The sequence below is a fragment of the Streptomyces sp. NPDC041200 genome (assembly GCF_055591805.1).
In genome coordinates this window covers 37,968-57,490 of the sequence record NZ_JBVIZF010000021.1, presented here as the reverse complement: position 1 = coordinate 57,490, position 19,523 = coordinate 37,968, and the positions used below count along the sequence as shown (strand labels likewise).

The 19,523-nt window shown below is 73.2% G+C and carries 17 protein-coding genes; 8 read left to right on the top strand and 9 right to left on the bottom strand.

Annotation, left to right across the window (positions count from 1 at the left end; genetic code table 11):
- Positions 1-1,146, bottom strand: coding sequence for a Glu/Leu/Phe/Val family dehydrogenase (locus ACZ6CL_RS31730; protein WP_468941994.1), 1,146 nt, complete (start codon positions 1,144-1,146; stop codon positions 1-3).
- A 188-nt stretch (positions 1,147-1,334) separates the two neighbouring features.
- A complete protein-coding gene (locus ACZ6CL_RS31725) occupies positions 1,335-2,249 on the bottom strand; it encodes a LysR family transcriptional regulator (protein WP_468941992.1) in 915 nt (304 codons plus the stop codon).
- A gap of 176 nt (positions 2,250-2,425) precedes the next feature.
- Between ACZ6CL_RS31725 and ACZ6CL_RS31720 the strand changes: the two genes are divergently transcribed.
- The 3 genes from ACZ6CL_RS31720 (at position 2,426) to amaB (ending at position 6,649) form a co-directional block, all read left to right on the top strand.
- Positions 2,426-3,610 (top strand): NAD(P)/FAD-dependent oxidoreductase, encoded by a 1,185-nt coding sequence (locus ACZ6CL_RS31720; protein WP_468941990.1) that lies wholly within the window; start codon positions 2,426-2,428, stop codon positions 3,608-3,610.
- A 68-nt stretch (positions 3,611-3,678) separates the two neighbouring features.
- A complete protein-coding gene (gene hglS / locus ACZ6CL_RS31715; protein ID WP_468941989.1) occupies positions 3,679-5,082 on the top strand; it encodes a 2-oxoadipate dioxygenase/decarboxylase in 1,404 nt (467 codons plus the stop codon).
- A gap of 37 nt (positions 5,083-5,119) precedes the next feature.
- Entirely contained in the window at positions 5,120-6,649 is a 1,530-nt protein-coding gene (gene amaB, locus ACZ6CL_RS31710; RefSeq protein ID WP_468941987.1) for an L-piperidine-6-carboxylate dehydrogenase, read from the top strand.
- A 2-nt stretch (positions 6,650-6,651) separates the two neighbouring features.
- On the opposite strand, the gene ACZ6CL_RS31705 is transcribed toward amaB, so the two are convergent.
- Positions 6,652-7,062, bottom strand: coding sequence for a VOC family protein (locus ACZ6CL_RS31705; protein ID WP_468941984.1), 411 nt, complete (start codon positions 7,060-7,062; stop codon positions 6,652-6,654).
- 95 nt (positions 7,063-7,157) lie between these two features.
- Between ACZ6CL_RS31705 and ACZ6CL_RS31700 the strand changes: the two genes are divergently transcribed.
- Complete coding sequence (locus tag ACZ6CL_RS31700) at positions 7,158-8,138, top strand: helix-turn-helix transcriptional regulator (RefSeq protein ID WP_468941982.1); 981 nt, start codon at positions 7,158-7,160, stop codon at positions 8,136-8,138.
- A gap of 9 nt (positions 8,139-8,147) precedes the next feature.
- Here ACZ6CL_RS31700 and ACZ6CL_RS31695 read toward each other — a convergent pair whose 3' ends face one another.
- Both ACZ6CL_RS31695 and ACZ6CL_RS31690 read right to left on the bottom strand, forming a co-directional pair.
- Complete coding sequence (locus tag ACZ6CL_RS31695) at positions 8,148-9,032, bottom strand: fructosamine kinase family protein (protein WP_468941979.1); 885 nt, start codon at positions 9,030-9,032, stop codon at positions 8,148-8,150.
- Positions 9,029-9,493: a low molecular weight protein-tyrosine-phosphatase gene (locus tag ACZ6CL_RS31690; protein ID WP_468941977.1), complete on the bottom strand. Its 465-nt coding sequence runs from the start codon at positions 9,491-9,493 to the stop codon at positions 9,029-9,031. The genes ACZ6CL_RS31695 and ACZ6CL_RS31690 overlap by 4 nt, the downstream gene beginning before the upstream one ends.
- 84 nt (positions 9,494-9,577) lie before the next feature.
- Here ACZ6CL_RS31690 and ACZ6CL_RS31685 point away from each other — a divergent pair, with 84 nt between their 5' ends.
- A complete protein-coding gene (locus tag ACZ6CL_RS31685) occupies positions 9,578-10,072 on the top strand; it encodes a MarR family winged helix-turn-helix transcriptional regulator (RefSeq protein WP_468941975.1) in 495 nt (164 codons plus the stop codon).
- Here ACZ6CL_RS31685 and ACZ6CL_RS31680 read toward each other — a convergent pair.
- The gene (locus ACZ6CL_RS31680; RefSeq protein WP_468941972.1) at positions 10,065-11,615 is read right to left on the bottom strand and encodes a carboxylesterase/lipase family protein; all 1,551 of its coding nucleotides are present in this window, start codon (positions 11,613-11,615) and stop codon (positions 10,065-10,067) included. The genes ACZ6CL_RS31685 and ACZ6CL_RS31680 overlap by 8 nt on opposite strands.
- A gap of 152 nt (positions 11,616-11,767) precedes the next feature.
- On the opposite strand from ACZ6CL_RS31680, the gene ACZ6CL_RS31675 reads away from it, so the two are divergent.
- Positions 11,768-11,923, top strand: coding sequence for a DUF6131 family protein (locus ACZ6CL_RS31675; RefSeq protein WP_468942094.1), 156 nt, complete (start codon positions 11,768-11,770; stop codon positions 11,921-11,923).
- 27 nt (positions 11,924-11,950) lie between these two features.
- On the opposite strand, the gene ACZ6CL_RS31670 is transcribed toward ACZ6CL_RS31675, so the two are convergent.
- Positions 11,951-12,805 (bottom strand): LysR family transcriptional regulator, encoded by an 855-nt coding sequence (locus ACZ6CL_RS31670; protein ID WP_468941969.1) that lies wholly within the window; start codon positions 12,803-12,805, stop codon positions 11,951-11,953.
- A 68-nt stretch (positions 12,806-12,873) separates the two neighbouring features.
- On the opposite strand from ACZ6CL_RS31670, the gene ACZ6CL_RS31665 reads away from it, so the two are divergent.
- Together ACZ6CL_RS31665 and ACZ6CL_RS31660 are read left to right on the top strand one after the other, a co-directional pair.
- Positions 12,874-13,794, top strand: coding sequence for an EamA family transporter (locus tag ACZ6CL_RS31665; protein WP_468941966.1), 921 nt, complete (start codon positions 12,874-12,876; stop codon positions 13,792-13,794).
- A gap of 127 nt (positions 13,795-13,921) precedes the next feature.
- The gene (locus ACZ6CL_RS31660) at positions 13,922-15,898 is read left to right on the top strand and encodes an aconitate hydratase (protein ID WP_468941964.1); all 1,977 of its coding nucleotides are present in this window, start codon (positions 13,922-13,924) and stop codon (positions 15,896-15,898) included.
- 188 nt (positions 15,899-16,086) lie between these two features.
- On the opposite strand, the gene ACZ6CL_RS31655 is transcribed toward ACZ6CL_RS31660, so the two are convergent.
- Positions 16,087-16,773, bottom strand: a complete 687-nt coding sequence (locus ACZ6CL_RS31655; RefSeq protein ID WP_468941962.1) for a GAF and ANTAR domain-containing protein — start codon at positions 16,771-16,773, stop codon at positions 16,087-16,089.
- Between the two features lie 42 nt (positions 16,774-16,815).
- Positions 16,816-19,467 (bottom strand): aconitate hydratase AcnA, encoded by a 2,652-nt coding sequence (gene acnA, locus ACZ6CL_RS31650; RefSeq protein WP_468941959.1) that lies wholly within the window; start codon positions 19,465-19,467, stop codon positions 16,816-16,818.
- Positions 19,468-19,523 lie beyond the last annotated feature (56 nt).

Here is a 19,523-nt window from a genome sequence, read left to right as displayed (position 1 = left end):
TCAGCCGGGCAGCCGTCCCTTGCTGCGCATGGCGGCGCGGACCCGCTCCTCGGCCAGCCCGCGCCCGGCCGTGTGCGGAGTGGTGCCACGGCGCTCGGCCTCGTCGAGGACGGTGACGGCGTTCGCGCGCAGCCGGGTGGAGATCGTCTCGAAGATGGTGGCGGTCTCGGGCCGGAAGCCCGAGTAGCGGGCATCCATGGCGAACGCGGCGGCGACCACACCGCCCGCGTTGGCCACGAAGTCGGGCAGCACGGTGACACCCCGCCCGGCGAGGATCTCCTGGGCCGCCGGGGACGTGGGCAGATTGGCGCCCTCGACCACCAGCCCGGCCTTGATCAGGTGTGCCGTCCGGTCGTCGATGACATCCTGAAGGGCGGCGGGGACCAGGATGTCGCAGTCGACGGTGAGTTCCTGGCCCGAAGCGAGCACCTCGCCCTGGGCGTGGCGGCCGACGAAGTCGTCGCCGTGCTCCTCGCGGGCGGCCAGCAGGGCGCGTACGTCCAGCCCGCCCGGGTCGTGCAGCGCCCCGCGGGCCGTGGACACGGCCACGACGGTGGCGCCCAGTTCGGCGAAGCGCGCCGCCACCGCGGCGCCCACGGCGCCGAACCCCTGGATGGCCACCCGGCAGCCGGACAGCGACAGCCCGCGCCGCCGCGCGGCGGCGTCAGCGGCCTCCGCCACGCCATAGCCCGTGACCCCGAGCTTGTCGTAGGCCACGCCGCCCAGGTGCTCGGGGGTGCCGACGGCGGCGCCGCGATCGCCCAACTCGTCCTGGATGATGGCCGCGTCGCTCTCCGTCAGCCCCATGTCCAGCCCCATCACATACTCGCGGGGCACCTCGTTGGACAGCGCGCGGGCGAACGCGCGCAGGATCGCCTCCTTGTCGCGGGACGCGGGATCGGCGGCGATGCCCGCCTTGGCCCCACCGTAGAAGAGGTCGACACCGGCCCACTTCCACGTCATGACCCGGGCCAGCCGGGCGACTTCCCCGACCGTCACCGTGGGGCTCATGCGGGTGCCGCCCTTGCCGATGCCCCGGGCCGTGTTGTCGACGACCAGCACGCCCTTCATGCCGGTGCGCCGGTGGGAGACGACGACGATCTTCTCGGGGCCCCAGTCGTCGACGAGGGAGAGTGCGTCAGCCACGTCTGTCCGTCCTTCTCCGTAGATCGGTCCACCTCACGATGTGGCCGCTGGCCCCGCCCCACAAGGGTCGGCAGGACGACAGAATTGACGCCGGGGAGCAAGGAACGCTTATGCTCGCGCCCGCGTCGCGGCATGCCGCGCGCATCGGGGGCATGCCACCCGAGTCGCGGGCATGCCGCGCGCATGCCTTACGCCGCCCCGCCCAGCCCCGTCCGCACCACGGCGCGCAGGACGTCGACGAGGGCCACCACCGAGGGACGGCGCTCCGCGGCGCAGCGGAACACCACGACGATGTGGCGCTCGATCGGCTCGCGCAGCCGCACCACATCGAAGCGTGACGGCCGCAGCCGGAGCATCAGATCCGTCACCGTGCTCACCCCCACCCCCGCCTCGACCAGCGCCAGCGTCGCTGCCGTGTCAGTCACCTCGTGCCGCACCTCGGGCTCGACGCCCGCCCGGCGGCAGGCGGTGCGCACGGCGCGCCCGTAATAGCTCTCGGCGGACGGCAGGATCCACCCGAGACCCCGGGTCTGCGCCAGGGAGACGCTCTCCCGGCGGCCCATCGAACCGGTCGGCACCGCGAGCGAGAACCGCTCCCGGTGCAGCTGCGTCACGCACAGGGCCGGATCGCGCGGGATCGGCACGTCCGGGTAGTCGAGGCCGAGCGCCAGGTCCACGGCCCCCGAGGCCACCGCGTCGTACACCTCGTCCACGTCCATGTCCCGGCTGTGGACCGTCAGCCCCGGATGGTCCTCGCGCGCGGTGCGCAGCGCCGGGGGCAGGATCTCGGCGGCGGCCGTGGTGAACAGGCCCACCAGCAGCGTGCCCGAGGCGTCGTTGCGGGTGCGCTCCAGCGCCTCGACGGCCTCGGCCTCCGTGGACAGGATCCGCTCCGCATGCCGGGCCAGCGTCATTCCCGCGTCGGTCAGCTCCACCCTGCGCCCGGTCCGCCGCAGCAACTCCATGCCGGTGGCCTTCTCCAGCGCCGCGATCTGCTGAGAGACCCCGCCGGGGGTGTACCCCAGCGACTCCGCCACCGCGGTGATGGTGCCGCGCCGGGTCAGTTCGACGAGGGAACGCAGCTGGGCACTCGTCCAGTCCATATAGCGACCCTAATAGATCACGAGCAATAACTGTTCATAGACGTCAACGGTCGGGGTGCTGCACGATGACCGGCAGATAGCTGATCGGCATCGTCCTGCACTGCGACAGCCGCGCAGCGCCCGGGGCCGGAGACCCTTCCGGCCCCCGGCGCCCGCCTCGGGAAGGGATCGGCCACGTGTCCTCCTCGTCCTCCTCGCCCTCCTTCCGCACCGTTCCGCCCGCCGCCGACGTCGTGATCATCGGCGGTGGCGTCATGGGTACCAGCACCGCCTTCCACCTGGCCGAGGCCGGAGTGGCGAACATCGTCGTCGTCGAGCGCGGGGACCTGGGCTGCGGCAGCTCGGGCAAGCCCATCGGCGGTGTGCGGGCCCAGTTCTCCGACCCGCTCAACATTCAGCTGGGCAGCCGGAGTCTGCGCGCCTACCAGGACTTCCCGCACCGTCCCGGCGCAGACATCCGGCTGGAGAGCGTCGGCTACCTCTTCCTCCTCACCAGCGACCAGCAGGCGGCGGACTTCGAGACCTGCGTCAGGACCCAGAACGGCCTCGGCGTGCCCAGCCGCATGATCGGCCCGCGGGAGGCCCGCACGCTGTGCCCGTACATCAGCGCCGACGGGCTCGTGGCCGCCGTCCACTCGCCCACCGACGGCCACGCCCGCCCCGGGCTGGTCATCGAGGGCTACGCGCGCGCCGCGTCCCGGGCCGGGGTCACGTTCGCCACGCACACCGCCGTCACCGCCATCGACACCGCCGGGGACCGGATCACCACCGTGCATACCGACCACGGGCCGATCTCCTGCGCCACCGTCATCTGTACCGCGGGCGCCTGGTCTTCGCAGATCGGGAACATGCTGGACATCAGCCTCCCGGTGCGCCCGGTGCGCCGTCAGGTGGCCTTCACCGCCCCGCTCACCCCGCCCGCCCCGCGCATCCCCTTCACCATCGACTTCTCGTCCACGGCCTACTTCCACAACAGTGACGACGGACTGCTGTTCGGCCTCGCCGACCCCGGTCAGGCCGATGGCTACGACACCACCTGGACCCCGGACTGGCTGGAGCTGTTCCGCGCCGCCGCACGGCGTCAGGCCCCGGCCCTGGCCGACATGGAGACGGTCGGCGGCTGGGCCGGGCTCTACGAGATCACCCCGGACCACAACGCCCTGATCGGCCGCTCAAGCGAGGTGAGCAACTTCTTTTACGCGACCGGGTTTTCCGGGCATGGCTTCCTCCAGGCCCCGGCGGTCGGCGAGATCGTCCGTGACCTGTATCTGGACCGCACACCGTATCTCGACGTCACGCCGTTCAGCGCCGACCGCTTCACGACGGGGGCGAAGGCGCGGCCCGAAGCCCATGTGGTGTGAAACGCCCGCTTGACAAGGCAGCCAACCGAGCGGCGAGCCGAGCGGCCAACCGAAAGGCAGCACTCTCCATGACCAGCCGGACCCTCAGCCAGTGGCAGCTGCGCGCCGCGTTCGCCGCCCGGCTCTCGGACATGTACGGGCGGGAGGTCCCCGCCTACACCACCCTTGTGGACGTCTCCCGCGAGGTCAACGACGATGTGCTGCGCGCCCGGGGCGCCGACGCCGAGCGGCTGGGTTCCATCAGCCGGGTCACCGCTGAGCGGCACGGCGCGATCCGCGTCGGCACCCCCCAGGAGATGAACCAGGTCGCGCGGGTTTTCGGCGCCCTCGGCATGCGGCCGACCGGCTTCTACGACCTGCGTGAGGCCGCCGCCAGCGCGGTGCCCGTCATCTCCACCGCCTTCCGCCCCACCGACGGCGAGGAGCTGGCGCGCAACCCGTTCCGTGTCTTCACCTCCATGCTCACCCCCGCCGATCCGCGATTCTTCGACGACGATCTGCGCGCCCGGCTGGAAACCTTCCTCGCTGGACGCGAACTGTTCCCGCCGGAGCTGCTGGCCCTCGCCGACCGGGCCGAGGCCGACGGCGAACTGCCCGAAGCGGAGGCGGCCCGCTTCCTCCACCTGGCCGTGGGCGCCTTCGAGCTGTCGACCGACCCGATCGACCAGGGCTGGTACCAGACCCTGGAGCGGGTCTCCGCCGTCGCCGCGGACATCGGCGGCGTCCGCAGCACCCACATCAACCACCTCACGCCGCGCGTCCTGGACATCGACGAGCTGTACCGGCGCATGACCGACCGTGGCATCGAAATGATCGACACGATCCAGGGCCCGCCGTACTGGGACGGCCCCGATCTGCTGCTGCGCCAGACGTCCTTCCGCGCGCTCGCCGAACCCCGCGCCATGCGCACCGCGGACGGCAGTGTGGCCGAGGGGTCCCTGCGGGTGCGGTTCGGGGAGGTCGAGGCGCGCGGCATCGCCCTCACCCGCGAGGGCCGCGCCCTCTACGACCACCTGCTGACCCGCATCGACCAGGAGGCGGCCGCCCGCCCCGACGCGGACCGCGGCGACATCGCCCGCGCGCTGTGGACGGATCACGTCCCCGCCACCGAACGGCAGCTCGCCGACCGGAAACTGGGCTACTTCACCTACCACGTGGTGCCCGACCGGCCACGGGACGGCAGCCGCCCGCCCGCCGACCTCGGCGAGCTGGTGGCCGGGGGCTGGCTGCGCGCCGAACCCATCGTCTACGAGGACTTCCTGCCCCGCTCCGCGGCGGGCATCTTCCAGTCCAACCTGACCAGCGAAGGCGCGCGCAACAACGACCACGCGGGCACCGCCTACGACAGCGCGTGGCTGTCCGGCGCCATCGGCCGCGACGTGCTCGACCCCTTCGCCCTCTACGAGCGGCAGCAGAACGACTCCATCGCCGAGGCCGCCCAGGCGCTGCGCCTCGACGGCGCGCTCGGCTGACACCCCGACGTACCCCACACTTCCCGAGGGAGCATCCATGACCAGCACCGCCCTTCCCGCCACCGACGACCTGCGCGGCCGGGCCCGCACCGCCCTGGAGCGCGTCGGCGTCAGCGTTCCGGAGGGCAGCGGCCTCACCGCGCGCACCCCGATCACCGGTGACGACCTCTTCGGCCTGGCCGCCGCGACCCCGGCCGACGCCGAGGACGCCATCGCCGCCTCCCGTACGGCCTTCCTCACCTGGCGCACCACCCCCGCCCCCCGGCGGGGCGAACTCGTGCGCCGCCTGGGCGAGTTGCTGCGCGACCACAAGGGCGACCTGGCCGACCTCATCACCATCGAGGCGGGCAAGATCCGCTCCGAGGCGCTGGGCGAGGTCCAGGAAATGATCGACATCTGCGACTTCGCCGTCGGCCTCTCCCGCCAGCTCTACGGACGCACCATCGCCTCCGAGCGCCCCGGCCACCGGCTCACCGAAACCTGGCACCCGCTCGGCGTGGTCGGCGTCATCTCCGCGTTCAACTTCCCCGCCGCCGTCTGGTCCTGGAACACCGCCGTCGCCCTGGCCTGCGGCGACACCGTGATCTGGAAGCCCTCCGACCTCACCCCGCTGATCTCGCTGGCCTGCGACCGGCTCCTCGCCCAGGCCGCCGAGGACGTCGCCGCGCCCCGCGATGTCCACCGGCTGCTGCTCGGCGACCGCGCCATCGGCGAGAAGCTCGTGGACGACCCCCGTGTCGCCCTCGTCAGCGCCACCGGATCCACCCGCATGGGCCGCGAGGTCGGCCTCCGCGTGGCCGCCCGCTTCGGCCGCAGCCTGCTCGAACTCGGCGGCAACAACGCCGCCATCGTCGCGCCCTCCGCCGACCTCGACCTGGCCGTCCAGGGCATCGTGTTCGCCGCGGCCGGAACCGCCGGGCAGCGCTGTACGACCCTGCGCCGCCTCATCGTCCACCGGGACATCGCCGACACCCTCATCGCCCGGCTGACCGCCGCCTACACCAAGCTCCCCATCGGCAACCCCTTCGACGGGGACACCCTCGTCGGCCCGCTCATCTCCACCGGCGCCCTCGACACCATGCGGGACGCCCTCACCCGCGTCCAGGCCGAGGGCGGCAAGATCCTGGCGGGCGGCAACCGCCGCCTGGCCGAGGCGTTTCCGGAGGCCGCGTACGCCGAGCCCGTGATCGTCCGGGTGGATGAGCAGAGCGATGTCGTACGGGAGGAGACCTTCGCGCCGATCCTGTACGTACTGACCTACGACACCCTCGACGAGGCCATCGCCCTGCACAACGACGTCCCGCAGGGCCTGTCGTCCAGCATCTTCACCCGCGACCAGCAGGAAGCCGAAGTCTTCCTCTCCGCCGAGGGCTCCGACTGCGGCATCGCCAACGTCAACATCGGCACCTCCGGCGCCGAGATCGGCGGCGCCTTCGGCGGCGAGAAGGAAACCGGCGGCGGCCGCGAGTCCGGCTCCGACTCGTGGCGCGCCTACATGCGCCCGGCCACCAACACCATCAACTACTCCAGCCGGCTGGCCCTGGCCCAGAACGTCAGCTTCCTCTGACGTCAGCGTGCTCCGAGGGCAGAGAACTTCTCGACGGCGGCCGGACTGACGGGCGTGAAGAAGTTGACGAGGTTGCCGTCCGGGTCCCGGAACAGCAGCGCCCGGTTGCCCCAGGGCATCGTGGTGGGCTCCTTGACGACGTCCTCCACGAAACCGCTGAGGTTCCGGTACACCCGGTCCACGTCGTCCACCAGGAACTCCAGGATGACGCTGCGGTTGTGGGCCGGGTCGGAGGAGCCGGGCGCGAACAGCGGGACGGTGCGGGTGCTGCCGATCGCCAGGGTGGCCGAGCCGGTCCGAAGCTCGGCGAAGTCCTCGGTGGCCCAGCTCGCCCGCACCCCGGTGGCGCGTTCGTAGAAGCCGACGAGGCGGGTGATGTCGCCCGTGATGATGCGGATCGAGACGAAGTCCATGGGTGCTCTCCTGTGCGTCGGTTCGGTGCTGCGGACCGCACGCTACGGCGGATACCGGGCAGAACCCGCCCGGTATCCGCGAGAGACTTGCCCGTATGCCCCGACCCATCGCCCGAGTGCTCACCCTGCTGGAACTTCTGCAGTCGGGCGGCCTGCGCACCGTCGCCGAACTCGCCGACCGGCTCGGCGTGGACGAACGCACGGTGCGGCGGTACGCCGACCACCTCATCGACCTCGACATACCCGTCGAGTCGGTGCGCGGCCGCTACGGCGGCTACCGGCTCGCCCCCGGTTTCCGCATGCCCCCGCTGATGCTGACCGACGACGAAGCGCTCGCCGTGCTGCTCGGCCTGGCCGCCGGACGGCGCGGCGGCCTGACGACGGCCACGGACACGACGGCCACGGACACGGCGGGCGAGACCGCGGCGGCCAAGATCCGGCGGGTGTTGCCCGAACGGCTTCGCGGCAGGCTCGACGCCGTGCTCGACTCCCTCGCCTTCACGGCCCCGCCCGGCGCGTCCGCCGCCCCGCGGACCCCGGTCCTGCTGGCGATCGCCGACGCGGTGCGCCACCACCGGCCGGTCCGCATCCGGTACACCGCCCCCGACGGCCGGTCCGGCGACCGCGTGCTGCACCCGTACGGGCTCGTCGCCCACGCGGGCAAGTGGTACGTGACCGGCGCGGACGCCGGGATCGGCGAGGACCGGACGTTCCGGCTGGACCGCATCGCCGATGCGCGGACCCTGCCCGGCTCGTTCGAGCCGCCCGCCGGACTCGACCCGGCGCGGCGCGTCCTGGAAGGGCTCGCCACCGCGCCGTACCGGCATCAGGTGACGCTGCGCGTTCAGGGGACGGCCGAGCAGATCCACACCCGGCTGCCCGCCAGTGTCGCGCTCGTGACCGAAGCCCCGGTCGCCGGGGAGTGGTCGCGCGTCGACCTGCGCGTGGAACGGCTCGACTGGCTGCCCGGCGTGCTCGCGTCGCTGGACCTGCCGTTCGTCATCGAGCGCCCCGACGAGCTGCGCGACCTCGTCGTGGCGCTGGCCGACCGGCTCAGGCGGTCGGCCAGCGCATGACGGACAGGGCTACCCCGCCAGGGCGGTGCGGGCGGCCGCGAGCGCCTGCTCGGCGTAGCCGCGTCCGAACAGCACCGCGTGCACCAGCAGCGGGAAGAGCTGGTGCGTTCCGATACGGTCCGCCCAGCCCTCGGCGAGCGGCGACGCCTCCTGGTAGCCCTCCAGCACCCGGTCCAGGTGCGGGCAGCCGAACAGGTGCAGCATCGCCAGGTCGGTCTCCCGGTGTCCGCCGTGCGCGGCCGGGTCGATCAGCCAGGCCTGCCCGTCGGCGCCCCACAGCACATTGCCGTTCCACAGGTCGCCGTGCAGCCGGGCGGGCGGCTCGGCGGGGCCCGTCAGCTCGGGCAACCGCTCGCAGACCCGCTCGATCGTGGCCGCCTCGGCGGCGCGCACCGTGCCGTCGTCGACCGCGCGGCGCAGATAGGGCAGCACCCGGTGCTCGGCGTACCAGCCCGGCCAGTCGCCGCCGGTGACGTTGCGCATCGGGGCGAGCCCGATGTACGCGTCCTCGGGACCGCCCGGGGGCGGGGCGCCGAACGCGGGCGCGCCGGACGCGTGCAGGGCGGCCAGGGCGCGGCCGAACCGCACCGCCGCCCCCGCGCTCGCCCGGCCCGACGGGACCCGGTCGGACACCAGCCAGCGCGGGTCGTGGCCGTGCACCACCGGGACGTTGACCGTGCCGGACTCGGCCAGCCAGCGCAGCCCGGCCGCCTCGGCCGCCACCGCGCCGGGGTCGTCACCGCGCTTGACCATCACCACCCGCCCCCCGTCGAGGGTGACTTCGGCGAGCGCCCCGGACATCGCGCGCTCGCCGGTCACCGGGAGGCCGGTGAGCCGGGCCGCCGCCGCGCCCGGGCCGTCGCCGGTCGCGGCCGGGTCCGGACGGGCGGTCATGCGCCGGCGCGCTCGCGCGCCCAGGCGAGCAGGCCGGGTGTCGCGGCTTCGATCATGTCCAGCACCTCGTCGAATCCCTCCGGGCCGCCGTAGTACGGATCGGGTACGTCCAGGTCGCCGGTCGCGTCCGGGTCGAAGGACCGCAGCATCCGGACCCGGGTCGGATCGCCGACCAGCTGGCGCAGCGCCCGCTCGTGGCCGCTGTCCATCGCCAGGAAGAGATCGGCGTCCAGGTGCTCGGCACCGACCTGGGCCGCGATGTGCTCGACCGGATAGCCGCGCTGGTCCAGCACCTCACCGGCCCGTTCGTCGACACCTTCGCCGACGTGCCAGGGGCCGATCCCGGCGCTGGTGACCCGCACCGCGCCCTGGAGCCCCGCGCGGCGCAGCTGCTCGGCGAAGACCAGCGCGGCGGACGGTGAACGGCAGATGTTCCCGCTACAGACAAAGCAGATGTGCACGGCCACCAGCGTACGGCCGCCCCGCCCGCCGCCGGGGGACGGGGGCCGCGTTCACGTCCGCTGCCCGACGGTAGCGTCACGGCCATGAACCCGTTAGGCAATGGCCTCACCGACCAGGCCCCGGCCGACCCCGCCGCCACCGACGACATGCTGGCGAACCAGCCCGTCGGCTACTGGACCGGCCTGGCCCACACCACCGTCACCCGGTACCTGCGCGACGCGATGGCCAGGACCGACGTCACCCAGCCGCAGTACTGGGTCCTCAACTGCGTACACTCCTGGCCCGCCGCGCCGAGCCGCGAGGACGTCGCCGAGCGGCTGACGCCCCTCGCGGACGGCCCGTACGAGATCCCGCGCGTCGTCGACCAACTGCTGCACCGCGACTGGCTGCGGGCCGACGCCGACGGCCGCCTGTGCCTCACCGACGCGGGTGAAGCCGCCCGCGTCCGGCTGCGCGCCCTGGTCACCGAGGTGCGCGCGGTGGTCCACGAGGGCGTCGGCGACGAGGAGTACGGGGCCGCGCTCACGGTGCTGCGCACCATGATCGGCAACGTCCATCGCGCCGAGGGCGTCAGCTGAGCAGCGGCAGGGCAGGGAAGGTGTGGTCCTGCCAGAGGCGGCGCGAGATCTCCTCCGGGTAGGCGGTGACCTCGGGCGCCGCGTCGAAGACCTGGGTCAGCCGCCTGCCCGGGTCGTACGCGGGCCAGCCCGGGGCGCCCGTCGCGGCGAACGCGGTCCACGCCGCGCGGAAGCGGGACGACAGGGCCTCCGCCTCCGGCGAGGGCCCTGAGCCGTCGAACAGCAGCAGGCCGAGGTCGGCGTCGAAGGTGCCGAACAGCAGCGGGACGTCCAGGCCGTGGCAGGCGCCCATGACGCCGCCGGCCCCCGGGGCGGGCCAGGCCAGCTCGTACACATGCGCGCGGCCGCCCCCGGCCACCTGGGCCTCGGCCAGCCGCAGCGAGGGCATGCGGAACAGCCAGTCGGACTGGACCCGTTCGCGCAGTTCGGCGGGGGAGGCGTCGGGGAAGGCGGCACGGTAGGCCCGTTCGCCGTCCGGCCCGGGCCCGAACGTGCGCAGGGCCGCCGCCGCTTCCTCCTCGTCCGCCTCGCCGAGCTGTCCGCCGAGGGCGAGGAACAGCCGGTACTCGTCCCGGTTGTGCCCGGCGATCAGCTCCACGTCGCGCGCCGCACCGGCCGCCAGCGCCTGCCAGGGGGTGGTCGGCAGCACGTCGCCGTCGACGACGGGGGAGAAGGGGGTCTGGGTATGGACGACCTTTCCCCACGTCTCCTCGTACGGGCGCATCTTGGGGCCCAGCGCCTCACCCGCGGAGGTCAGCCGGCGCGGGTCCACCGTGGCCAGATCGGCGGCGGTCGGGCGCAGGCCCGCCTCGGTGGCGAGCGCGCCCGCGATGTCCCGGGCCAGCTCGCCGGAGAAGAACGTGCCCGGCACGCTCTGCGCGATGGCGCGCCGGAACAGCCCCGCCGCGCTCGGCATGGCCAGCAGCGAGGCGACCGACCCGGCTCCGGCCGACTCGCCGAACACGGTGACCAGGCCGGGGTCGCCGCCGAACGCCGTGATGTTCTCCCGCACCCACTCCAGGGCCGCGACCTGGTCGAGCAGCCCGCGGTTGGCGGGCGCCCCGTCGAGGTGCGCGAAGCCCTCGACGCCGACCCGGTAGTTGAGGGTGACCACGACGAGGTCGCCGTCGCGGGCGATGCGCCGCGCGTCGTAGCCGGGGCTGCCGGAGTGGCCGAGCTTGTAGGCGCCGCCGTAGATCCACACCATCACCGGTCGGCGGGCGGCCGGGTCCGGCTCGGGGGTCCAGACGTTGACCGTCAGCCAGTCGTCGCCCGTGGGCGCCTCCAGTACGCCGGTGCGGCCCATGAACCCCGACTCCTGCGGGGGCGGCGGCCCGAAGGTGAACGCGTCCCGGGTCCCCTCCCAGGCGCGCACCGGGCGCGGCGCCTGGAACCGCGCGTCGCCCACCGGCGGCTCGGCGAACGGGATGCCGCGGAACACGGCCAGACCGTCCTCCCGGCGGCCGCGCACCGCACCGGCCGCGGCGCGCACCACGGGCTCGGCGGACCCGGCCACCGGCTCACGGGGCTCGGCTGTCGTCATCGATGACTCCTCACGGCTCCTGGCGAACACGTCGGGAGCCACGATGCCCGAGCCGCGCGCGGACGCCCCCGGCGGGGGTGCGACGCGTTGGCGCAACAGGCGGAAGAGGCGGATAGTGGAGGTGGAGTATGTCCGAGAGATCGGAGGACGCCATGATTGTCCTCGGAGTCATCCTCCTCATCATCGGTCTGGTGACCGGCATCGCCGTTCTGTGGACGATCGGCATCATTCTTCTCGCCATCGGGGCGGTCCTGTGGGCCCTGGGCGCCGCTGGTCACGCGGTGGCCGGGCGCAGGCACTTCTACTAGGAGGCACTTCCCCCGGCAGGCCGCGGGTCACCCCGCCCGGTAGAGCGCGGTGAGCAGTTCGATCACGGCCTGCCCGGCGGGATGCGGATCGTCCCGCCACCAGCCGAGGCGCACCGCGATCGGCTCGGCGTCGCGTACCGGCCGGTACACGATGCCGGGCCGCGGATACTGGTGCGCGGTCGACTCGGCCGTCATCCCCACGCAGTGGCCCATGGAGATCAGGTTCAGCCAGTCGTCGACGTCATGCGTCTCCTCGGTGGCCGGGCGGGCACCGGGCGGCCACAGCTCGGGGGTGGTGGTGCCGGTCCGCCGGTCGACCAGCAGGGTGCGGTCGCCGATGTCGGCGAGTCTGATGGAGCGGCGCGGGGCCAGGGGGTCGTCCGCCGCCATCGCGCACAGCCGCCGCTCCAGCCCCACGATGGCCGAGTCGAAGCGCTGGTCCTCCAGCGGCTTGCGCAGTACGGCCAGGTCACAGGCCCCTTCCGCCAGACCGGCCGTGGCGGTGTTGACCCGGACGAGGTGCAGCCGGGTCTCCGGGTGGGCGGCCGCCCAGCGGCGCTGGAAGGCGGGGGTGTGACTGCCCAGCGCCGACCAGGCGTAGCCGATCCGCAGCCGGGTGTGGCCCGACGTGGCCTCCCGCACCAGGTCGTCCACCTCCCCGAGCACCCGCCGGGCCTGCGCCACCACCCGCAGCCCGGTACCGGTCGGGGTCACCGTCCGGGACGTACGCCGCAACAGCCGCACCCCGAGGGCGCGTTCGAGCGAGGCCAGGGTGCGGGACACGGCCGCCTGGGACACCCCGAGCGCGATCGCGGCATCGGTGAAGGTGCCCTCGTCCACGATCGCGACGAGACAGCGCAACTGCCGCAGCTCCACATCCATAACCACAGCGTATAGGTGCGTCGTGGAACGCATTTTGCGCAACGGTCACCCGGCTCCACGATCGGGGCATGGACGCAGCCCACGCCCCCGCTTCCGCCCCCGAGCACCGGACCGCTACGTCACCCACGAGTCCGGGACTCCCGGACCCGGCGCCGGCCGGGCGGCCGCTGGCCGGGGTGCTCACCATGGCCGGGAGCGGCCTGTCCAACCAGACCGGGGCCGCGATCGGCTCCCTCGCCTTCCCCGTCCTCGGAGCCACCGGCGTCGTCGCGGTACGCCAGTACGTCGCCGCCATCGTCCTGCTGGCCGTCGGCCGCCCCCGATTGCGGTCCTTCACCAAGCGGCAGTGGTGGCCGGTGCTGCTGCTGGCCCTGGTCTTCGGCGCCATGAACCTGTCCCTCTACAGCGCCATCGACCGCATCGGCCTCGGGCTGGCGGTGACCCTGGAATTCCTCGGCCCGCTCACGATCGCCCTGTCCGCCTCGCGCCGCCGCACGGACGCGTGCTGTGCGCTGGTGGCCCTGGCGGGCGTGGTCACCCTGATGCGCCCTCAGCCTTCCACCGACTACCTGGGCCTCGGCCTCGGGCTGCTGGCCGCCGCCTGCTGGGCGTCGTACATCCTGCTCAACCGCACCGTCGGACGCCGCGTCCCCGGACTGCAGGGGTCGGCGGCTGCGGCCGCCCTCTCCGCCCTGCTGTTCCTGCCCGTCGGCATCGTCATCGCCGTGCGGCACCCGCCGACGCCGGGGGCGGCCGGTTACGCCATCGCCGCCGGTGTCCTCTCCTCCGCCGTGCCCTACCTCGCCGACCTGCTGACCCTGCGCCGTGTCCCCGCCCAGACCTTCGGGCTCTTCATGAGCGTCAACCCGGTCCTCGCCGCGGTCGTCGGATGGATCATCCTCGGCCAGAGCCTGGGGTGGACCGAGTGGGCGAGCATCGGCGCCATCGTCGCGGCCAACGCGCTCAGCATCCTCACCTCACGCGCCTGACGCGGCGGCCCCGTGCCCCCGTCCGGGTGACGGTGCCGCCGCGCGGCCGTCACAGCCGCCCCTGAAGGGAACCCGCATGGTGGCGCCCGGACCGTCCGGCCGCGCCGCACCGGAAGGCGGTAGCGCTATGGGTCTGCCCCGTGGCCGCGCACACGGCACCGTGACACAGCGGCTGATCGGCGACCACCTCGTGTCCGGCCGCATGGCGCCGGGGGAGGAGATCGCCCTGCGTGTGGACCAGACGCTCACCCAGGACGCCACCGGCACCCTGGTGATGCAGGAGCTGGAGGCGCTGGCGCTGGACCGGGTCCGTACGCAGGTCAGCGTCCAGTACGTCGACCACAACATCCTGCAGGCCGACGAGCGCAACGCCGAGGACCATCTCTTCCTGCGCTCGGCGGCCCGCCGCTTCGGCCTGTGGTTCTCGGGGCCCGGCAACGGGGTCTCCCACCCCACCCATATGCAGCACTTCGGCGCCCCCGGCAGGACACTCGCCGGATCCGACTCCCACACCTGCGCGGGCGGCTCCCTCGGCATGCTGGCGATCGGCACCGGCGGCCTGGAAGTCGCCCTCGCCATGGCCGGACGGCCGCTCCACCTCACCATGCCGATGATCTGGGGCATCCGGCTGACCGGGGAACTGCCGCCCTGGGTCAGCGCCAAGGACGTGATCCTGGAGATGCTGCGCCGCCACGGGGTGCAGGGCGGTATCCACCGCGTGCTGGAGTACCACGGGCCCGGTCTGGCCTCCCTCACCGCCATGGACCGGCACGTCATCGCGAACATGGGCGCGGAACTCGGCGCCACCACCACCGTCTTTCCCTCCGACGACGTGGTGCGCCGCTTCCTCGAGGGGGTGGGCCGGGGCGGGGACTTCACCGAGATCGTCGCGGACGAGGACGCCTCGTACGACCTCGACGAGGAGATCGACCTGTCGTCCCTGCAGCCGCTGATCGCACGTCCCACCTCGCCGGGCAACGTCGTACCGGTCCGGGAGGCGGCCGGGGAGCCCATCGGGCAAGCGGTCATCGGCTCCTCCGCCAACCCCGGGTTCCGCGACTTCGCCGTACCGGCGGCCATGGTGGCGGGGCGCCAGACGGCGCCCGGGGTGAGCTTCGACGTCAACCCCACCTCCCGCGAGATCCTGCAGGACCTGACGCGCTCCGGTGCCACGTTCGCCCTGATCGCCGCTGGTGCCCGTATCCACCAGGCGGGCTGTCTCGGCTGCATCGGCATGGGGCAGGCGCCCGCGGCGGGGCGCAATTCGCTGCGTACCTTCCCGCGCAACTTCCCCGGCCGCTCCGGCACCGAGGACGACGCGGTGTGGCTGTGCTCGCCGGAGACCGCCGCGGCGTCCGCGCTGACCGGCGTCATCACGGACCCGCGTGACTGGGCCGACCGCCTGTCGACGGACCCTCCCGCGCCGCACGCGCCCGAGCCGCCGTCGGTCAACGACGCCATGCTGGAGCCACCGCTGCCGCCGGACGAGGCCCGCCGCGTCCAACTGGTGCGCGGCCCCAACATCTCCGCGCTGCCCGATCTCGATCCGCTGCCGGACACGCTCGAAGGGCCGGTCCTGCTCAAGGCCGGTGACGACGTCTCGACGGACGAGATCTCCCCGGCCGGGGCGAAGGCCCTGCCCTACCGGTCCAACATCCCGAAGCTGGCCGAGTTCACCCTCACCCGGCTGGACCCCGACTACCCGCGGCGCGCCGCGTCGGTGCGGGACGACACCGGACACTTCATCGTGGCCGGTGCGAACTACGGGCAGGGCTCGTCCCGCGAACACGCCGCCATCACCCCGCGCTACCTCGGGCTACGAGCGGTCATCGCGACGTCGTACGCCCGCATCCACTGGCAGAACCTCGCCAACTTCGGTGTCCTGCCGCTCGAATTCGACGCCCCCGGCGACTACGAGCGCATCGAGGCCGACGACCGGCTGTCTCTGTCCGGTCTGCACGAGGCCCTCGCCCGGACGGACGACCGGACCCTCCGCGTACGCAACGCCACCCGGGACGAGGAGTACCTGCTGCGGCACCGGCTCTCCCCCCGGCAGTGCGAGGCGGTCCTCGCGGGCGGCGTCATCCCGGCGCTCGCCCGCTGAGCCCGTCGCCCGCTGAGCCTGTGCCCGCCGATCGTCCGTCATCGGGAGCGGCGGGAATGCATACGGGCTGGGGCGTCGGGTACCCGCGCCCCACGCTGTCAGTGAGTCCCCCGGGGGAACGCGATGGCCAGGCTCTTCCGGTCCAGAATGCGGGCCGGTGGAGCCGCTTTGCGGCGGCACGGCGGCCGTCAGTCGTCGATGCCGCCGCTCTCACAGACCTGCCGGGCGATGTCCCGCAGCTTGATGTTGCGCTGCTGGGACACGCGCCGCAGCACATTGAAGGCATCGTCCTCACCGATCTTGAGGCGTTCCATGAGGATGCCCATGGCCTCGCCGATGGTGTGACGGGTGGAGAGCGCCTGCTGGAGCTGGTCGGCGGTGCGGGCGCTGGAGAACGCGACCGCGGCGTGTGAGGCCAGTAGCCACCCCGCCGTCTCGCTGCCCTTGGTGAAGGTGCCCGTACTCCGTGAGTACAGGTTCAGCGAACCGAGTTCCTCTTCCCTCGTGTAGAGCAGGAACCCCATCATGCTGCCCACGCCCAGGTCGCGGGCAGCGCGCCCGTACTCGGGCCACTTCTCCTGCGGCTCGGCGAAGTCCCGGATCCGGTAGACGGGCTCGCTGTGGCGCGCGGCGTCGAAGCACGGGCCCTCGCGGGTCCGCTCCTGCAACTGATCGGAGCGGACCACCAGCCCGTCGGTCGGGGCCAGGGTTTCCACCTGCTGACCGTGGAGAACCAGGATCCCCGCCGCGTCGCACCCCTCGACGTTCTCCACGGCGCCCGCGGTGATCCGCTCCAGCGTCGCGTCGACCGAGTCTTGCGCCAGCAGGTCCCGCGCCATCCCGGCCATCTGCTCCGCGAAGCTCTCCCAGTCCATGCCCACCGTCTCTCTTCGACGCCATCTTGCCCCGCAGGGCCATCATGGGGCCTGAAGGGAGCGGCGGACCACGTAGGGCAGGATGCCGCCGTGGCGCAGGTAGGCGAGTTCCTGCCGGGAGTGGATCCGCAGCCGCAGCTCGGCCGTGGTGTGGCGGCCGCCGTCGCCGTGGAGGTGCAAGATCACCCGGTTGGAGCCGACGCTCAGATGGCCGAGCCCTTCGAAGGACAGCTCCTCCTCTCCGGTGAACGCGTGTGCCGACGCGCTGTCGCCCTCGGGGAACTCCAGGGGCAGGACGCCCATGCCGATCAGGTTGCTGCGGTGGATGCGCTCGTACGACTCCGCGACGACCGCGCGCACCCCCAGCAGGGCCTGCGCCTTGGCGGCCCAGTCGCGGCTGGAACCGGCGCCGTAGTTGCGGCCCGCGACGACGACCAGGTCGTAGCCCGCGTCGCGGTAGGTGGGCGCGGCTTCGTGCACCGGCATCACCCGGGTGCGGTCGGCCGTGTGGGTGTGGGCGCCCGCCCCGGCCCGGGTGCCGGGCAGCAGGTTGGTCACCGCCGGGTTGGTGAAGGCGCCTCGCAGCATGACCTCGTGGTTGCTGCGGCGGGTGGAGTACTGGTTGAGGTCGCGGCGGGCGACCTGGCGCTCGGTCAGCCAGCTCCCCGCCGCGCTGTCGGCGGGGATCCGGCCCGCGGGGGAGATGTGGTCGGTGGTGACGTCGTCACCGAGGTGCAGCAGCACCTTCGCCCGGCCCAGGGTGACGCGGTCCGGGGCCGTGGCCGACAGTCCGGTCAGATGAGGCGGGCAGCGGACGTACGTCGACTCGGGGCTCCAGGGGAAACGGGTGCTGCCCGGGGCCTCGACGCCGCGCCAGGCCTCGGTGCCGTGGTGGAGGCGGGCGGCGTTCGCCCGGAACAGCTCGGGGCGGACGTGCTCGGCGATGCGGGCGCTGACCTCCTCGTCCGTCGGCCAGAGGTCCTTCAGGTGGACGGGACGGCCGTCGGGGGTGGTGCCCAGGGGGTCGTGGCCGAAGTCGTGCAGGATCGAACCGGCCAGCGCGTAGGCCACGACCAGGGGCGGGGAGGCCAGATAGGACAGGGGGGTGCGGGGGTTGACCCGTCCGGCGAAGTTGCGGTTGCCGGACAGGACGGCGACGGGCTCGACCGCGCCGCGCTCGGCGAGGTCTTCCATCGCCGGGTGCAGCGGTCCTGAGTTGCCGATGCAGGTCATGCAGCCGAAGCCGACGATGTGGAAGCCGGTCTCCTCCAGGGCGGGCAGCAGCCCGGCCGCCCGCAGATACTCCTCGACGACCCGGGAGCCGGGGGAGAGGGACGTCTTCACCCAGGGCTTGGCGGTCAGCCCGGCCCGGACGGCCCGCTCGGCGAGCAGCCCCGCCTGCACCATGAGCGCCGGGTTGGCGGTGTTGGTGCAGCTGGTGATCGACGCGATGGCCACCGGGCCCTCGGGAAGCGGTTCGCCGAAGGCACCGTCAGTGTCCGGGGCCGTCTCCCGGGCGGTGGCCGCCGTCGCCGTACGGTACGACGCGGGCACCCGCGACAGCGACAGCCGCTGGTGGGGGAGGTTCGGCCCGGCCATGCTCGGCTCCACCGTGCCGAGGTCGAGGTCGATGACATCGTCGTAGCGGGGTTCGGGCCGGTCCTCGGTGCGCTTGAGGCCCTGGGCGTCGAGGTAGGCGTCGACGAGCCGGACGTGTGCCTCGTCCCGTCCGCTGAGCCGCAGATACGCGGCGGTCTCGTCGTCGTACGGGAAGAACACGCAGGTGGCTCCGTACTCGGGCGCCATGTTGGCGACCGCGGCGCGCTCCGCCCAGCCCAGCGTCGTGACGCCCGTGCCGCAGAATTCCACGAAGCTGTCCACCACGCCCCTGGCGCGCAACCGCTCGGTCAGCGTGAGGGCGAGGTCGGTGGCGCCGACGCCGGGCCGCAGGCGGCCGGTCAGCCGCACGCCCACCACCGTCGGGTACGGGATGGTGACCGGCTCGCCCAGCATGGCCGCCTGCCCCTCCAGCCCGCCCACACCCCAGCCGACGACGCCCAGGGCGTTGATCATCGGGGTGTGGCTGTCGGTCGCGACGAGCACGTCCGGGTACAGCCACGGCGGGCCGTCGCCGGGTGCGTCCTGCTGCCAGACGACCCGTGCCAGCACCTCCATGTTGACCTGGTGGATGATGCCGGTCCCGGGCGGGACGGCCCGGAAGTTCCGCACGCTGCGCTCGGCCCACTTGACGAACTCGTAGCGCTCCCGGTTGCGGCGGAAGTCGATCAGCAGATTGCGCTCGACGGCGTCGGGGTGGCCGTATTCCTCGACGATGACGGAGTGGTCCACGGTGAGGTCGACCGGGATGGCGGGCTGCAGCCGCTCCGGCTGGCCGCCCAGTTCCGCGACGCTGTCCCGCATGGCCGCGAAGTCGGCCAGGGCGGGCAGACACGTGGTGTCGTGCAGCATGATCCGGTTCGGATGCACCGGCACCTCGCAGGTCCCGCCGCCGGACCGGGCCCGGCCGACGACATCCGCCAGCGCGCCGGGAGCGCGCCGCGCGACGTTCTCCAGCAGGACGCGCACCGCGTACGGGAGGGCGTCCCGCTCCGCGCGCGGCAGGAGGCGGTCCAGGGGCAGGTAGCGGTACGGGTGGCCGTCCACGGTGAGCACGGCGGTGCGGTCAGCGCTCATGGTCCCTGCTGTCGTAGGCGGCACGCCCGGAGCGGTACCGGCGCGATGCCATCGGA

Coding starts and splice junctions, on each gene's coding strand:
- ACZ6CL_RS31665 (WP_468941966.1), top strand. CDS start 12,874: ATGGACGCAGCCCACGCCCCCGCTTCCGCCCCCGAGCACCGGACCGCT.
- amaB (WP_468941987.1), top strand. CDS start 5,120: ATGACCAGCACCGCCCTTCCCGCCACCGACGACCTGCGCGGCCGGGCC.
- ACZ6CL_RS31670 (WP_468941969.1), bottom strand. CDS start 12,805: ATGGATGTGGAGCTGCGGCAGTTGCGCTGTCTCGTCGCGATCGTGGAC.
- ACZ6CL_RS31660 (WP_468941964.1), top strand. CDS start 13,922: ATGGGTCTGCCCCGTGGCCGCGCACACGGCACCGTGACACAGCGGCTG.
- ACZ6CL_RS31680 (WP_468941972.1), bottom strand. CDS start 11,615: ATGACGACAGCCGAGCCCCGTGAGCCGGTGGCCGGGTCCGCCGAGCCC.
- hglS (WP_468941989.1), top strand. CDS start 3,679: ATGACCAGCCGGACCCTCAGCCAGTGGCAGCTGCGCGCCGCGTTCGCC.
- ACZ6CL_RS31685 (WP_468941975.1), top strand. CDS start 9,578: ATGAACCCGTTAGGCAATGGCCTCACCGACCAGGCCCCGGCCGACCCC.
- acnA (WP_468941959.1), bottom strand. CDS start 19,467: ATGAGCGCTGACCGCACCGCCGTGCTCACCGTGGACGGCCACCCGTAC.
- ACZ6CL_RS31725 (WP_468941992.1), bottom strand. CDS start 2,249: ATGGACTGGACGAGTGCCCAGCTGCGTTCCCTCGTCGAACTGACCCGG.
- ACZ6CL_RS31675 (WP_468942094.1), top strand. CDS start 11,768: ATGATTGTCCTCGGAGTCATCCTCCTCATCATCGGTCTGGTGACCGGC.
- ACZ6CL_RS31695 (WP_468941979.1), bottom strand. CDS start 9,032: ATGACCGCCCGTCCGGACCCGGCCGCGACCGGCGACGGCCCGGGCGCG.
- ACZ6CL_RS31655 (WP_468941962.1), bottom strand. CDS start 16,773: ATGGACTGGGAGAGCTTCGCGGAGCAGATGGCCGGGATGGCGCGGGAC.
- ACZ6CL_RS31705 (WP_468941984.1), bottom strand. CDS start 7,062: ATGGACTTCGTCTCGATCCGCATCATCACGGGCGACATCACCCGCCTC.
- ACZ6CL_RS31700 (WP_468941982.1), top strand. CDS start 7,158: ATGCCCCGACCCATCGCCCGAGTGCTCACCCTGCTGGAACTTCTGCAG.